13 protein-coding genes are annotated in these 14,528 nt (G+C 65.3%); 8 read left to right on the forward strand and 5 right to left on the reverse strand.

Going from position 1 to position 14,528, the window contains the following annotated elements; translation table 11 throughout:
- Positions 1 to 279: 279 nt before the first annotated feature.
- The gene (locus tag S58_RS24885) at positions 280 to 1,353 is read right to left on the reverse strand and encodes a tartrate dehydrogenase (protein ID WP_015668146.1); all 1,074 of its coding nucleotides are present in this window, start codon (positions 1,351 to 1,353) and stop codon (positions 280 to 282) included.
- A 160-nt stretch (positions 1,354 to 1,513) separates the two neighbouring features.
- Between S58_RS24885 and S58_RS24890 the strand changes: the two genes are divergently transcribed.
- From S58_RS24890 to S58_RS24915, 6 genes are all read left to right on the forward strand, one after another.
- On the forward strand, positions 1,514 to 2,290 hold the full coding sequence (locus tag S58_RS24890) for an SDR family oxidoreductase (protein WP_015668147.1): 777 nt from the start codon (positions 1,514 to 1,516) through the stop codon (positions 2,288 to 2,290).
- 79 nt (positions 2,291 to 2,369) lie between these two features.
- A complete protein-coding gene (locus tag S58_RS24895; protein ID WP_015668148.1) occupies positions 2,370 to 3,791 on the forward strand; it encodes an amidase in 1,422 nt (473 codons plus the stop codon).
- Positions 3,792 to 4,129: 338 nt separating this feature from the next.
- The gene (locus S58_RS24900; protein ID WP_015668149.1) at positions 4,130 to 5,455 is read left to right on the forward strand and encodes an MFS transporter; all 1,326 of its coding nucleotides are present in this window, start codon (positions 4,130 to 4,132) and stop codon (positions 5,453 to 5,455) included.
- Positions 5,456 to 5,481: 26 nt separating this feature from the next.
- Complete coding sequence (locus tag S58_RS24905; RefSeq protein ID WP_015668150.1) at positions 5,482 to 6,144, forward strand: sulfite oxidase-like oxidoreductase; 663 nt, start codon at positions 5,482 to 5,484, stop codon at positions 6,142 to 6,144.
- A gap of 187 nt (positions 6,145 to 6,331) precedes the next feature.
- On the forward strand, positions 6,332 to 6,697 hold the full coding sequence (locus S58_RS24910; protein WP_015668151.1) for a hypothetical protein: 366 nt from the start codon (positions 6,332 to 6,334) through the stop codon (positions 6,695 to 6,697).
- Between the two features lie 603 nt (positions 6,698 to 7,300).
- Positions 7,301 to 8,527, forward strand: coding sequence for a bifunctional alpha/beta hydrolase/OsmC family protein (locus S58_RS24915; protein WP_015668152.1), 1,227 nt, complete (start codon positions 7,301 to 7,303; stop codon positions 8,525 to 8,527).
- A gap of 182 nt (positions 8,528 to 8,709) precedes the next feature.
- Here S58_RS24915 and S58_RS24920 read toward each other — a convergent pair whose 3' ends face one another.
- Positions 8,710 to 9,756 (reverse strand): YeeE/YedE family protein, encoded by a 1,047-nt coding sequence (locus S58_RS24920; RefSeq protein ID WP_042340909.1) that lies wholly within the window; start codon positions 9,754 to 9,756, stop codon positions 8,710 to 8,712.
- A 298-nt stretch (positions 9,757 to 10,054) separates the two neighbouring features.
- Here S58_RS24920 and paaI point away from each other — a divergent pair, with 298 nt between their 5' ends.
- Entirely contained in the window at positions 10,055 to 10,450 is a 396-nt protein-coding gene (paaI, locus tag S58_RS24925; protein ID WP_377812140.1) for a hydroxyphenylacetyl-CoA thioesterase PaaI, read from the forward strand.
- Between the two features lie 42 nt (positions 10,451 to 10,492).
- Positions 10,493 to 11,815 (forward strand): phenylacetate--CoA ligase PaaK, encoded by a 1,323-nt coding sequence (gene paaK, locus S58_RS24930; protein WP_015668155.1) that lies wholly within the window; start codon positions 10,493 to 10,495, stop codon positions 11,813 to 11,815.
- A gap of 147 nt (positions 11,816 to 11,962) precedes the next feature.
- Here paaK and paaE read toward each other — a convergent pair whose 3' ends face one another.
- From paaE to paaC, 3 genes are all read right to left on the reverse strand, one after another.
- Positions 11,963 to 13,042 (reverse strand): 1,2-phenylacetyl-CoA epoxidase subunit PaaE, encoded by a 1,080-nt coding sequence (gene paaE, locus S58_RS24935; RefSeq protein ID WP_015668156.1) that lies wholly within the window; start codon positions 13,040 to 13,042, stop codon positions 11,963 to 11,965.
- A 99-nt stretch (positions 13,043 to 13,141) separates the two neighbouring features.
- Entirely contained in the window at positions 13,142 to 13,645 is a 504-nt protein-coding gene (paaD, locus tag S58_RS24940) for a 1,2-phenylacetyl-CoA epoxidase subunit PaaD (protein ID WP_015668157.1), read from the reverse strand.
- A complete protein-coding gene (gene paaC, locus S58_RS24945; RefSeq protein WP_015668158.1) occupies positions 13,639 to 14,415 on the reverse strand; it encodes a 1,2-phenylacetyl-CoA epoxidase subunit PaaC in 777 nt (258 codons plus the stop codon). Before paaC ends, paaD begins: the two co-directional genes overlap by 7 nt.
- Positions 14,416 to 14,528 lie beyond the last annotated feature (113 nt).

The following is a 14,528-nucleotide window of genomic DNA, read 5'->3' on the forward strand; positions in this document are numbered from 1 at the left end:
TTGCGAGCGAAGCGAAGCAATCCAGAGTCCCGCGACGACTCTGGATTGCTTCGTCGCTGCGCTCCTCGCAATGACGGTTTCTGCCGGAGCCGTGGCCTCAACCACCACTGTCGTCCCGGCGAACGCCGGGACCCATACCGCGTGGTCCATCGAGAGCGGACGGTGGCACGCGTAGGGCGGATTAGCGGAGCGTAATCCGCCATCGTACAACGGCGAACAGGAAGGCGGGTTACGCTCCGCTAACCCGCCCTACTCAGTACTGGCGAACCCGCCTACTGGCTAATCCACCATGTCGGCAACCGCCTTGCCGCAGGCCGTAGTATCCGCATTGCCGCCGAGATCGCGCGTTCGCAGCGTGCGTTCGCCGAGCGTGCGCTCGATCGCCCCGACGATTGCCTGCGCAGCTTCCTTCTCGCCGAGATGCTCCAGCATCATCGCGCCGGACCAGATCATGCCGATCGGGTTGGCAATGCCCTGCCCCGCGATGTCGGGCGCCGAGCCGTGCACCGGCTCGAACACCGATGGGAAATTGCGCTCCGGATTGATGTTGCCCGACGGCGCGATGCCGATCGTGCCGGTGCAGGCGGGGCCGAGATCGGACAGGATGTCGCCGAACAGATTGGAGCCGACGACGACGTCGAACCAGTCCGGATGCAGCACGAAGTTCGCGGTGAGGATGTCGATGTGGTACTTGTCCCACTTCACGCCCGGATAGTTCTTCGCCATCGCCTCGACGCGCTCGTCCCAATACGGCATCGTGATCGAGATGCCGTTGGACTTGGTGGCCGACGTCAGATGCTTCTTCGGCCGGGACTGCGCGAGCTCGAAGGCGAACTTCAAAATGCGATCGACGCCGGTGCGGGTCATCACCGTCTGCTGCGTGACGAACTCGCGATCGGTGTCCGGGAACATGCGGCCGCCCACGGAGGAATACTCGCCTTCGGTGTTCTCGCGCACCACCCAGAAATCGATGTCGCCGGGCTTGCGGTTTGCCAGCGGCGACGGCACGCCCGGCATCAGCCTGACAGGACGCAGATTGACGTACTGATCGAACTCGCGGCGGAACTTGATCAGCGAGCCCCACAGCGAGACGTGGTCGGCGATCTTCGCCGGCCAGCCGACCGCACCGAAATAGATCGCGTCATGGCCGCCGATCTGCGCCTTCCAGTCGTCCGGCATCATCTGGCCGTGTTTCTCGTAATAGTCGTAGCTCGAGAAGTCGAAATGATCGAACTGCACCGCGACGCCGTGCTTCTTCGCGGCCGTCTCGATCACGCGCAGCCCCTCGGGCATGACCTCCTTGCCGATGCCGTCGCCGGGAATGACTGCGATGCGATAGGGCTTCTTGCTCATCGAGCGGATCCTCAGTTGATTGGGCCGGTCAACCGGCCGATCTTTTCAACAGTCTGAATGAACCAAACCAGAGTGAAGCGCAACGCTGCGGTGCAAGATTGACCGCATGGCTGACGCGCCCGACAATCCGGTCTCCTCCAGAATTCAGCGAGAGTTTCCCATGGATCTTCACCTGCGCGGCAAGCGCGTTCTCATCACCGGCGCCTCCAAGGGCATCGGCGCCGCGGCGGCCGAAGCGTTTGCCGAGGAAGGCTGCCACGTCAGGCTGGCCGCCCGCAGCGCCGACCGGCTCTCAGCGCTGGTCGAGCAGCTCCGCTCCAAGCATCAGATCGATGCGGCGGCGCATGTGGTGGACCTTCGCAGGTCCGAGGATGTGACGCGGCTCGCGCAGGAGGCCGCCGATATCGACATCCTCGTCAACAATGCTGGCGACATTCCCGGCGGCGCCATCGACAAGATCGACGAGGCGGCCTGGCGGCACGCCTGGGACTTGAAAGTGTTCGGCTTCGTCAACCTGACGCGGCTGGTCTACGCACAGATGAAGGCGCGCGGGTCTGGCGTCATCATCAACGACATCGGCGCCGCCGGCGAGAAGTTCGACGCCAACTACATCTGCGGCAGCGCCGGCAATGCGGCGCTGATGGCCTTCACCCGCGCGCTCGGCTCCAAGAGCCTCGCCGACAACATCCGCGTCGTCGGCATCAATCCCGGCCCGGTCGGCACCGATCGCCACGTCAGCCTGCTCAAGACCCGCGCCAAGCATCAGTTCGGCGACGAGAACCGCTACACGGAATTCCAGAAAGGCCTGCCGCTCGGCCGTCCCGCGCATGTCAGGGAGATCGCCGACCTGATGGCGTTCCTGGCGTCCGACCGCGCCGGCTATACGTCGGGCGTGATCTATACCGTCGATGGCGGCATCAGCGCAGGGTGGGGTTGACAGCGGCGATCTTTCCACGCCGGGCGAAACATGGTCTACAGCGGTTCGCCGGGATGCTTCCAATCAGGAGAACCAAGCTTTGGCCGACCAGGGATTGATCCGCGAGACCGCCTGCACCGTCGTCGACAAGTTGAAGTCCGGCGAGGTCACGCCGCTCGATTGCCTGGATGCGCTGGAAGTGCGCATCAACGCCGTCGACGACAAGGTCAATGCGCTGCCGACCCTGTGCTTCGATCGCGCGCGCGATCACGCCAAGGCGCTGATGAGCAAGCCGGCCAATGCGCGCGGGCTGCTCGCCGGCCTCCCCGTCCCGATCAAGGATCTCACCGACGTCGCCGGCGTGCTGACCACGCAGGGCTCGCCGATCTTCAAGGACCGGATTCCGGAACGCTCCGATCTCCTGGTGGAGCATCTCGAAGCCAATGGCGGCGTGATCTACGCCAAGTCGAACACGCCGGAGTTCGGCGCCGGCGCCAACACCTTCAACGAGGTGTTCGGGGCGACGCGCAATCCCTGGGACACGTCCCGCTCGGCAGCTGGCTCATCGGGTGGCGCGGCGGTCGCGCTCGCGACCGGCATGGCGTGGCTCGCGCATGGCTCCGACATGGGCGGCTCGCTGCGCAATCCCGCGAGCTTCTGCGGCATCGTCGGCCTGCGTCCGAGCTTCGGCCGCGTCGCACAGACGCCGACCACGGCCGTCGACCGCAACCTCGGCGTCCAGGGCCCGATGGCCCGCAACGTCGAGGACCTTGCGCTGCTGCTGGACGCGATGAGCGGTGAGTATCCCGCCGATCCGATCTCGCTGCCCTCGCCCGCGATCTCGTTTCTGGCGGCCGCCCGCTCCGGCAGGAAGCCAATCCGCGTCGCCTACTCGCCCGATCTCGGCATCACGCCTGTCGATCCCGAAGTCGCCGCGGTGACCCGCAAGGCGGCGCAGCGTTTTGCCGAGCTCGGGGTGATCGTCGAGGAGGCGCATCCGGATTTCAGCGAGGCGCACGAATGCTTCCACGTGCTGCGCGCGCTCGACTTCGCCATGAGCAAGGCCGAGCTGTTGCGCACCAAGCGCGAGCAGTTGAAGCCCGAGGTGATCTGGAACGTCGAGGAAGGGCTGAAGCTCACCGTCGCGCAGATCACCCGCGCCGAAGCGCAGCGCGTGGCGATCACGGCGCGCGCCGTGAAATTCTTCGAGACCTATGACCTGCTGCTGGCGCCCGCGACCATCGTGCCGCCCTTCCCGGTCGAGAACCGCTACGTCGCCGAATGCGCCGGGCGGAAGTTCGACAACTACGTGCAGTGGCTCGGCATCGTCTACGCGATCACCTTGGCCTGCTGCCCGGCGCTGTCGCTGCCCTGCGGCTTCACGGAAACTGGCCTGCCGGTCGGATTGCAGATGATCGCGGCGCCGCGCGCCGACGCCAGGCTGCTCGCCGGCGCCAAGGTGCTGGAAGATGTTCTCGGCATTGCCAACTCGACCCCGATCGATCCGCGCGCGCCGAGGTGAAACGGTCCTCCTCACCCTGAGGAGCCGCGCAGCGGCGTCTCGAAGGGTGAGGCCCGAGTGGGGCCTCATGGTTCGAGACGCCCGCCGTAGGGCGGGCTCCTCACCATGAGGGTTGAGAGTATCGCTCACCGACGCGTTTCGGCGTTCTCGGCATATTCTTCCCCCTCACCCTGAGCAGCTCGCCGAAGGCGAGCGTCTCGAAGGGCGAGGCCCCGATCTGCGTCGCGCAGCACAAAGTTCCCATTCCAGGAACATGGGACCCCTGCCGTTGTTCTATATTGGCAATTCCGCCGGCTGCCGTAGAACGGCCGTAAATCACGCTTGCCCGGAGACCGGAGATGACTAACCAGGCGGTCGAGCCTGCCGCAGAGCCCGCCATGACGTTCACCGACGTCGAACGCCGCATCAAGGCGATCCTGATCGGTTCGGCCGGCAACCTGGTCGAGTGGTACGATTTCTATGCCTACACGGCGTTCGCGCTGTATTTCGCGCCGGCGTTCTTCCCGTCCAAGGACCCCGTGGTCGAGCAGCTCAACGCCGCCGTGGTGTTCGCCGCGACTTTCCTGATGCGCCCGCTCGGCGGCTGGCTGTTCGGCTATATCGCCGATCAATACGGCCGCCGGCTGTCGCTGACGGTCTCCGTACTCTGCATGTGCTTCGGCTCGCTGATCATCGCGGTCACCCCGACCTATGCCACCATCGGAATAGCCGCGCCGATCATCCTCGCGCTCGCCCGCGTCATCGAGGGCCTGAGCCTCGGCGGCGAGTACGGCGCCAGTGCCACCTACCTGTCGGAGGTCGCCGACGCCAAGCATCGCGGCTTCTATTCGAGCTTCCAATACGTCACCCTGATCGGCGGCCAGCTCACCGCGATCGTCGTGCTGCTGCTCCTGCAGAAAGTGTTCCTGACCACTGACGAGCTGAAGGCCTGGGGCTGGCGCATTCCGTTTGCGATCGGCGCCGGCCTCGCCATCTTCACCGCTGTCATGCGACGCAACCTGCACGAGACCGAAGCCTTCGTCGAAGCGAAAAAGACGGTCGGCCCATCCGGGTCGATCGCCGCGCTGTTCAAATATCCGCGGGAGCTGTTGCTCGTGGTCGGGCTCACTGCCGGCGGCACGGCGGCATTCTACACCTTCACGACCTACATGCAGACCTTCGTCAAGCTCTCGGTCGGCCTCACCGAGGACCAGACCACGATGGTCATCTTCGGATCGCTCTTGTTCGCCTGCGTGCTGCAGCCCGTGTACGGCGCGATCTCCGACCGCATCGGCCGCAAGCCGCTCTTGATCTTCTTCGGTGTTGCCGGCACGCTGTCGACGATCCCGATCCTGAGCGCGCTGAAGGGCACCAAGGAGCCGTTCGTCGCGTTCCTGCTGATCTGCGGCGCCTGGCTGTTCACGGCCGGTTACACCTCCATCAACGCCGTCGTGAAGGCTGAGCTGTTTCCGACCAACGTCCGCGCGCTCGGCGTCGGCCTGCCTTACGCGATCACGGTATCGCTGTTCGGCGGCACCGCGCCGGCGATCGCGCTCTACTTCAAGAGCATTGGTCACGAGAGCTGGTTCTACTACTATCTCACCGGCGTGATCTTCCTGTCGCTGCTGATCTATGCGACCATGCGCGACACCAAGCATGCCTCCGCAATGCACCGGCATGAATGAGCGGTCGCGATGAACGAGGTGCCGAGATGGCCGACGAGTCCGAGCTTCCGCCCGAGAGCAAGCTGACCCGCAGCAAGGAGCGCTGGGCCCGCGAGGGCAAATTCCTGACCGGCCGCGTGGTGCGTCCCGAGGACCAGCGCCTGCCGCCGGGCCAGCACCTGACCCGGGACTGGCCAGTGCTCGATCTCGGCCTGACGCCGGAGATCTCGCGCGAGCGCTGGCGGCTCGACGTCTATGGCGCGGTCGAGACTCCGCTGTTCTGGGATTTTCCGGCTTTCCTTGCCCAGGAGCAGCGTCAGTTCGTCTCCGACATCCATTGCGTGACGACCTGGTCGCGCTACGACAATCAATGGGAGGGGCTCGCCACACGCGACCTGCTCGCCGCCTGCCGGCCGCGCGACACGGCTGATTTCGTCGTGCTGCATTCCTATGACGGCTACACCACCAATCTGGCGCTCGAGGATTTCGCCGCTGAAGATGCGCTGCTCGCACATAGCTGGTCCGGCGCGCCGCTCACCCGGGAGCATGGCGGCCCGGCCCGCGTCGTGGTGCCGCATCTGTATTTCTGGAAGAGCGCGAAATGGCTGAAGGCGATCGAATTCCTCGATCACGATGCGCCCGGCTATTGGGAGGTGCGCGGCTATCACAACCGCGGCGATCCCTGGGCCGAGCAGCGCTATTCGGACTGACGGGCTCCGTTGAAAGCCTCGCGAAGCGGTAGGGCGGGCAAAGACGCGAACCGTCGTGCCCACCGTCTTTCGCCGAAAAGAAAAGAACGGTAGGCACCCTTCGCTTTGCCCACCCTACGATCTGCATGTTATGGCTTCAGCGCCAATACGCGGTCGCCGCGATGTCCGAACGTGCCAGAGATGCAGCATGGAGTTCACCTCAGAAACCGGCAAGATCCCCAAGGGCTATGGGTATCTTCTCAAGCCGAGCGTCATCCTCGCCGCACTGACCGCAAGAGATCTCGGCGGCATCCGCATCCACCTCGTTCGCAGCCACGGCAGGCGTCTGTTCGATGCGCGATATCGGCCGCCGGACGGCGACATTCCTTATGAGCGTCTCAACATCAAAGTGGGCACAGCGCACGAGCGCGACTTGCCCCCACTTCGCCGGCAGGCGAAGGACGAAGCGCTGCCGGCGCTCGTCCGATGGATTTCCGATCTTGTCGCGCAAGACCTGCCGACGGCGATCCGGCGCGGTGAACAGGAGATCGAGCTGCTGCCCCCGCGAGAATGATCATGGCCTGGTCGGGCCAAGCGGCTGCCGGGCCGGCCAAAACATTCCTCTTGCTATTTTCTGAAAATCGTGATTTATTCTCCGCCATCCCGCCTCGTTGCAGAGGGACGGATCGCGATCGTCACGGACGTGGAGCGCGGGATGCGGTGGGCGCAACGGGTCGCAGCGTGGTCTTCCATGCGGACGAACGATCCGGTGCGCACGGCGAAATCGTGTGGTCTTGACGCCGCGGCGCTGGCGTCAAATCGCGGTGCTGTTGACGCGCATCGCGGTGACGGGGGCAAGACAGCCGTTCCCCGGAGAGAGCACGTATAAGCCGTTCCAACCATTGCGCAGGGAAGGCCGGGATGTCCTCAGCCGTACCTGTGGTTCTGCCGCCTGCATTTTTTCCGCAGGCGGGCCATGGGGGCGGCAGGCTCCCGACCTTCCCTGCGCCCTCTCGATGGCGAGAGGCGCGAGATATCCGCAAAGCTCGGGCCGTGCAGGCCGCGAGACGGCGTCATCATATCTGCGTGGTGGCCCTATCTGTTGTATGACAATGTGAGACGATGCGCTGTCATCGCCTCGCGCGGCAGTGAAGACGCAACGATTGGGGACCACATCATGTCGACCGAACGTTTCCAGTTTGAAGGCGCAGGCGGCGAGCAGCTTGCGGCTGCGCTCGACCTGCCCGATGGCGAGCCGCGTGCTTACGCGCTGTTCGCGCATTGCTTCTCCTGCGGCAAGGACACCCACGCGGCGCGACGCATTGCGATGGCGCTGACGGCGCACGGCATTGCCGTGCTCCGTTTCGACTTCACCGGATTGGGCTCCAGCGAAGGCGACTTCGCCAACACGACGTTCTCCTCGAACGTCGCCGATCTCGTCCGCGCCGCTGATCATCTGCGCGAGACGCGGCGGGCACCGGCGCTGCTGATCGGCCACAGCCTCGGTGGCGCCGCGGTGCTCGCGGCAGCATCCGAGATTTCAGATGCCAAAGCCGTCGTGACGATCGCCGCCCCCTCCGATCCCGCTCACGTCACCGGCCTGTTCAAGGACAGCCTCGACGCCATCCGCCGCGACGGCTCGGCCGAGGTCTCGCTGGCCGGGCGCCCATTCCGGATCAAGAGCTCCTTCCTCGACGACGTCGCCGAGCAGCGGCTGCTCGACAAGATCGCGCATCTGCACAAGGCACTGCTGGTGATGCATTCGCCCGTCGACGACACCGTCGGCATCGACAACGCCACCCGCATCTTCGTGACGGCCAAGCATTCGAAGAGCTTCGTCTCGCTCGACCATGCCGATCATCTCATCAGCAACAAGGACGACGCGGCCTACATCGCCGAGGTGATCGCCAGTTGGGTCGGTCGCTACCTTGGGACGCGCGCGCCCTTTCCGGCTGGCGCGGCGGCCGAGGACGGACCGCGCGCGGTCGTCGTGCGCGAGACGCGGACGAGCAAGCTGCAGCAGAGCATCGCGCTCGGCCCGCACCATCTGACCGCCGACGAGCCGGTCGCGGTCGGCGGCCAGGATACCGGCCCGGGGCCTTACGACCTGCTGCTGGCAGCGCTCGGCGCCTGCACCTCGATGACGATGCGGCTCTATGCTGATCGCAAGATGCTGCCGCTCGACCGTGTGACCGTCACCTTGCGCCACAGCAAGATCCACGCCGAGGACTGCGCGGAGTGCGAGACCAAGGTCGGCCTGATCGATCAGCTCGAACGCGACATCGACATGGACGGCGCACTCGACGACGAACAGCGCAAGAAGTTGATGGAAATCGCCGACAAGTGCCCGGTGCACCGAACCCTGACGTCGGAGATCCGCATCGTCACGCGCGCCGTGGAGTGACTGACAACCACAGCTTGATGCATGAGGTTGGATTGGCGCGTCACTCGCAATCCCACTTCTTCCATGGGGCTACGAGTTCACGCATCTCCAGAGCTCGACGCAAGTTCTCACAGCGACAGCGGGGCGAGGTGCACCGAGCCAGCCGCAAGCTATGTCTTCGTTCAACTGAAACGCATCGCGATTTAGTGCGCCGCCTGTGGCTCGATCTTCAGCGGCCGCACGCGCAACGCGCCGCGCAGGCCGGCCGCGGTGCCGATGAAAATGCCGGCGATAGCGATGAACGACGGCAGCGCCAGGGTCGACAATCCGGTCAGGCCCTGCCCGACCGAGCAGCCCAGAGCCATGACGCCGCCGACGCCCATCAGCGCGGCGCCGCCGGCCGAACGCAGCATGTGATACGGCGAATGAAAACCTTCGAGCTTGAAGCGGCGCGTGACGACTGCCGTGATGAGGCTGCCGGCGAGCACTCCGGCCACGGTCGCGATCCCGAAGCTCACCGTCGAACCGGTCGAGAGCATCACATATTGCAAGCCATCGGCGATCGGCGCGACGAAGGTCAGCGACGCCACCGGCACCGGATTGAAATCATCGGCGCCGAGAGTGCCTGTCGCAAACCAGCCCGCCGCGATCAACAGGCCAACGATGAGGCCTGCGAGCACCTGCCCCGGGGCGCGCCGAAACGGCGCATGCACGAAGGCAAAGGCGATCAGACCACCACCGAGCGCGAGCGCCGGCAACAGCCGCGCCGGCGTTCCATGCAGGCCGCCGATCGACAACAACGCCGGCAGCGAGGTGGCGGTCGCCATGGTCTGCGAGACCTGGGTCAGCGCGATCCGCAGCGGCGCGACCAGGCCCTTCAAGGTCATCTCGGCGGCGATCGCGAGCACCATCACCACCACGAAGGAGCGCAGATTGCCGCGGCCGAGCAGCACCAGCGCGCGCGAGCCGCAACCGTTCGCCAGTACCATGCCGTAGCCGAAAAGGACGCCGCCGGCGAACATCAGCGGCACGGAGAAGCTCGGCTGCAGATAGATCGACTTGCCGAGATCGACGCCGCCGCTGGCCGCGAGGACCTGCGTCGCAACGATCGCGATCCCCATCGCGAGCGCGTAAGTCCGAGCCAGACGGCCATCGCCCTCAGCCCACCAGCCGCGCAGGCTGCTCATCATGCAGAAGCCGCTGAGCAGGCCGACCATGCCATAGACCAGGCCGATCGCGAGACCGGCCATCACGGCCAGATTGGCTGCTTCGGGCAATTCCGGTGTCCTTCTGGTTGCGGAAAAGATGCGGCGAAACACAGGCCGCGCAAGCATCGCTTTCGCTTGACGCGCGAGGAATATTCGCCACGATATCGAGCTTAACTAGTTCAGAATGCTTGTTCCAACAAGCATCAACGGGAGAGAACGCCGTGGTTTCACAAGCCCAACCTTCTGGGTGGCCGATTGCCCGTGCGTGTGTGGAGGCCGGGCGGTGAGCGGCGAAACCGCGCTCTCACCCGATGCGCTTGCCCGCGCCTGCGCCGATGCCATGTGGCAGGATGACCGCGCGAGCCAGGGGCTCGGCATGCAGATTGTCGAGATCGGCCCCGGCTGCGCCACGTTGCAGATGACCATCCAGCCGCACATGGTCAACGGCCATGGCATCGCCCATGGCGGCTTCATCTTCACGCTGGCCGATTCCGCGTTCGCATTCGCCTGCAACTCGCACAACGACCGCACGGTGGCCGCGCAGGGCAGCATCAGCTTCATCCGCCCGGGCAAGCTCGGCGATGTCCTGGTGGCGCGCGCGAACGAAGTCTCGCGCAGCGGCCGCTCGGGCATCTACGACGTCCGCGTCAGCGCCGGCGATACCGTCATCGCTGAATTCCGCGGCCATTCCCGCAGCATCGGCGGCACACTGGTGCCGACCGGCGCCACCAGCTGAGCCCTTCCCTTACGCCCCGCGCCATCGCCGGAGGACCTGACAATGACGAAGCTTCAATCCGCCGGCGCTTACGTGCCCGAGATGGACGAGACCGAGCGCGCCTCGCGCGACGAGATCATGGCGCTGCAGACCAAGCGCCTCGCCTGGTCGCTCAAGCATGCCTACGACAACGTTGCCCATTACCGCCGCGCCTTCGACAAGGCCGGCGTGCATCCGTCCGACTTTCGCGAACTCGCCGATCTCGCCAAATTCCCGTTCACGGTGAAGACGGATCTGCGCGACAACTACCCATTCAACATGTTCGCCGTGCCGCGCGAGCAGCTGGTACGGGTGCATGCGTCGTCGGGCACCACGGGCAAGCCGATCGTCGTCGGCTATACCAGAAGCGATATCGCCACCTGGTCGCACGTGATGGCGCGCTCGATCCGCGCCGCCGGCGGCCGCAGCGGCATGATCATCCACAACGCCTATGGCTATGGCCTGTTCACCGGCGGCCTTGGCGTCCACTACGGCGCCGAACAGCTCGGCTGCACCGTGGTGCCGATCTCCGGCGGCATGACCGAGCGCCAGGTGCAGCTGATCAATGATTTCAGGCCCGACATCATCACGGTGACGCCGAGCTACATGCTGGCGATCCTCGACGAGTTCAAGCGCCAGGGGCTCGACCCCAGGCAGAGCTCGCTCAAGATCGGCATCTTCGGCGCCGAGCCCTGGACCAACGCGATGCGCGCCGAGATCGAGGACACGTTTGCGATGGACGCCACCGACATCTACGGCCTGTCCGAGGTGATGGGTCCGGGCGTCGCCCAGGAATGCCTGGAGACAAAGGACGGGCTGCATATCTGGGAGGATCATTTCTATCCGGAGATCGTGGATCCCGACACCGGCCGTGTGCTGCCCGACGGCGAGATGGGCGAGCTGGTGTTCACCTCACTGACCAAGGAAGCGTTTCCGGTCATCCGCTATCGCACCCGCGATCTGACGCGGCTGCTGCCGGGCACGGCGCGGCCGGGCATGCGGCGCATGGAGAAGGTGACGGGCCGCTCCGACGACATGATCATCCTGCGCGGCGTCAATTTGTTCCCGTCGCAGATCGAGGAGATCCTGCTGTCGACCGAATGGTGCGGCGGCCATTTCATGCTGGAGCTCACGCGCGAGGGCCGCATGGACGAGCTGACGATCTACGCGGAGTCCCGCGCGGAGCACTGGGACGACAGCGGCCTCGGCGAGCATGCCGAACGCATCTCTATCCACATCAAGAACACCATCGGCCTCACGGCAAAGGTGAAAGTGGTGGCGCCGGATACGCTCGAGCGCTCGGCTGGCAAGGCGAAGCGCATCAAGGACAAGAGGCCGGTGGACTAGGCGTTGGAGTTGTGAGGTGTGAGCTACAGCAAATGGCCCGGCGGTTCGTCATTGCGAGCGAAGCGAAGCGAAGCAATCCAGGACTGTGGATGGAATTCTGGATTGCTTCGTCGCTTCGCTCCTCGCAATGACGACCAGAAAACGTCCTCACATATGGTCGTAGTCCACCACCACGCGCTCCGTCACCGGCTTGGCCTGGCACGTCAGCACGAAGCCGGCCTGCAGCTCCCACGGCTCCAGCGAGTAGTTCAGCTCCATCTCGGCCTTGCCCTCGACCAGCTTGGCCCGGCAGGTGGAGCACATGCCGCCTTTGCAGGCGAATGGCAGGTCGACGCCGGCGCGGAGCGCGGCGTCGAGGATGGCCTCGTCTTCGGCGACCGGCACCTCGCGGCGCTTGCCGTCGATGATGAGCGCGGCGATCGCCTTTGGCGGTGCCGAATCCGGCACGATGGCCTTGGGCCGCGGGGTGCCGCCGGCACCGGAGACGAAGCGCTCGACATGGACACGCTCATCGGCGATGCCGAGCGCGCGACACGTGGCTTCGATGTCCTCGCTCATGCCCGTGGGGCCGCAGATGAAGACGTGATCGACGCTTTCGGCCGGCACCAGCGAGCGCAGCAGCAGGCGCACCTTCCCGCCGTCGAGGCGGCCGTGCAGGATCGGCAGATCCTGCTCCTCGCCGGAGATGACATGAAACACCGAGAAGCGATCGAGGAAGCGATCCTTCAGTTCCTCGAGTTGCTCGCGGAACAGCATGCCGGCCGTGGTGCGGTTGCCGTAGAACAGGAAGAAGCGGCTGTCGGGCTCGCGCGCGAGCACCGCCTTCACGATCGACAGGATCGGCGTGATCCCCGAGCCGGCGGCAAAGCCAACGTGCGTCCGCGCAGCCGCTGGATCGAGCGCCACGCCGAAACGTCCCGTCGGCGTCATCACATCGACCTCGTCGCCGCGCTTCAATTCGTCGGTGACGAAGCTGGAGAACGCGCCGCCATCGACGCGCTTCACGGCGATGCGGATCTCGTTGTCGTCAGGGCCGGAGCAGATCGAATAGGAGCGCCTGATCTCCTCGCCGCCGAGCGTCGTCTTCAGCGTGAGATATTGCCCTGGCGCGAACCGATAGTCCGCCGCCAGCTCGTTCGGAATGACAAAGGTCAGCGACACCGCGTCCGGCGCCTCGCGGCGCAGGTCACGGACGGCGAGACGGTGAAAACGTGGTGGTGTCGACATCGAACCTGTCTCCGCGTCATTGCGCGCGCAGCGAAGCAATCCAGAGCCGCGCGCTCGGCTCTGGATCGCGTCGCGGCGCTCGCGATGACGGTTGTCGCATCAGTGGCACTTGAAATAATCGAACGGTTCGCGGCACGATCTGCAGCGCCACAACGACTTGCATGCGGTCGAGCCGAACTCGGCGAGTTGCTCGGTGTCGACGGAGCCGCATTGCGGACACGCGACCTCGGCGACGCCGAACAGCGCGCGGCGGCCGCCTGCAGGTTGCGGCGGGGCGATGCCGTACTCCCGCAGCTTGCGCCGCCCCTCCTCGCTCATCCAGTCCGTGGTCCAGGCCGGCGACAGCACGGTGCGCACGCGGCTGCCGGCAAACCCCGCACGCTCCAGCGCAAGCTCGATCTCCAATGCAATCATGTTCATCGCCGGACAGCCGGAATAGGTCGGCGTGATCGCGACCTCGACACGGTCGCCCACCACCTCCACCTCGCGCAGCACGCCGAGATCGTCGATCGTCAGCACCGGGATTTCCGGATCGGCCACCGCTGCGGCCGCCTCCCACGCGCGTTGGCGCAACTCTGCAGGGCTGGTGTCCGCGACTACCATGTCGCACCGGGGAAGCTGCGCTGCATGTATTGCAGCTCACTCAGGAGATGGCCGAGATGCTCGCTGTGGCGGCCGTCGCGGCCGCCCTGCTGCATCCAGTCGTTCTCCGGCAGCACCAACGTCGCCTCGCGGGCGACACGCGACGCGAGCGACAGCCATTCCGGCAGCAGCATCGTCGGATCGATCGCGACGCCGGACTCGATGAGCTCACGCTCACTGTCGTCGACACCGAACATCTCGCCGGTAAAGGCCCAGAGGTCATCGATCGCGGCTTGCGCGCGGGCGTGGCTCTCCTCGGTGCCGTCGCCGAGCCGGATCACCCATTCGCTGGCATGACGCAGGTGATAGGCGCATTCCTTCTCCGACTTGGCCGCGATCGCCGCCAGGGTCGCATCGGTCGATCCCATCATGCCGCGCCAATAGAGATCGGCAAACGCCGCATAGAACAGCTGCCGCACCATCGTGTGCGCGAAGTCGCCATTGGGGCGCTCGACCAGCAGCAGATTGCGGTACTGCCTGACATCACGGAGGTAAGCGAGCTTGTCCTCGTCATGGCCGCGGCCCTCGATCTTGGCGGCGTAACCATACAGCTCCCGCGCCTGGCCGATCAGGTCGAGCGCCATGTTGGACAGCGCCATGTCCTCTTCGAGCATGGGCGCATGGCCACACCATTCCGACAGCCGATGGCCGAGGATCAGCGCATCGTCGGCGCGGCGCAACGTGTACAACACCAGCGGCGTTTCGGAGACCGTGATCGAAGGAGCAGTCATGGTTATGGTCCGATCAGCTCGCTACGAACTCCGTCATTGCGAGCGCAGCAAAGCAATCCAGTGATACATCCGAGCAGGCAGTCTGGATTGCTTCGCTGCGCTCGCAATGACGA

The organism is Bradyrhizobium oligotrophicum S58, from assembly GCF_000344805.1.
In the GTDB taxonomy this organism is placed as follows: Bacteria; Pseudomonadota; Alphaproteobacteria; order Rhizobiales; family Xanthobacteraceae; genus Bradyrhizobium; species Bradyrhizobium oligotrophicum.

Excerpts from the sequence above, each read along its gene's own strand:
- paaD (WP_015668157.1), bottom strand. The coding sequence starts at position 13,645 with ATGGTAGTCGCGGACACCAGCCCTGCAGAGTTGCGCCAACGCGCGTGG.
- S58_RS24885 (WP_015668146.1), bottom strand. The coding sequence starts at position 1,353 with ATGAGCAAGAAGCCCTATCGCATCGCAGTCATTCCCGGCGACGGCATC.
- S58_RS24890 (WP_015668147.1), top strand. The coding sequence starts at position 1,514 with ATGGATCTTCACCTGCGCGGCAAGCGCGTTCTCATCACCGGCGCCTCC.
- S58_RS24900 (WP_015668149.1), top strand. The coding sequence starts at position 4,130 with ATGACTAACCAGGCGGTCGAGCCTGCCGCAGAGCCCGCCATGACGTTC.
- S58_RS24915 (WP_015668152.1), top strand. The coding sequence starts at position 7,301 with ATGTCGACCGAACGTTTCCAGTTTGAAGGCGCAGGCGGCGAGCAGCTT.
- paaI (WP_377812140.1), top strand. The coding sequence starts at position 10,055 with ATGTGGCAGGATGACCGCGCGAGCCAGGGGCTCGGCATGCAGATTGTC.
- paaC (WP_015668158.1), bottom strand. The coding sequence starts at position 14,415 with ATGACTGCTCCTTCGATCACGGTCTCCGAAACGCCGCTGGTGTTGTAC.
- S58_RS24910 (WP_015668151.1), top strand. The coding sequence starts at position 6,332 with ATGGAGTTCACCTCAGAAACCGGCAAGATCCCCAAGGGCTATGGGTAT.
- paaK (WP_015668155.1), top strand. The coding sequence starts at position 10,493 with ATGACGAAGCTTCAATCCGCCGGCGCTTACGTGCCCGAGATGGACGAG.
- paaE (WP_015668156.1), bottom strand. The coding sequence starts at position 13,042 with ATGTCGACACCACCACGTTTTCACCGTCTCGCCGTCCGTGACCTGCGC.
- S58_RS24905 (WP_015668150.1), top strand. The coding sequence starts at position 5,482 with ATGGCCGACGAGTCCGAGCTTCCGCCCGAGAGCAAGCTGACCCGCAGC.
- S58_RS24920 (WP_042340909.1), bottom strand. The coding sequence starts at position 9,756 with ATGGCCGGTCTCGCGATCGGCCTGGTCTATGGCATGGTCGGCCTGCTC.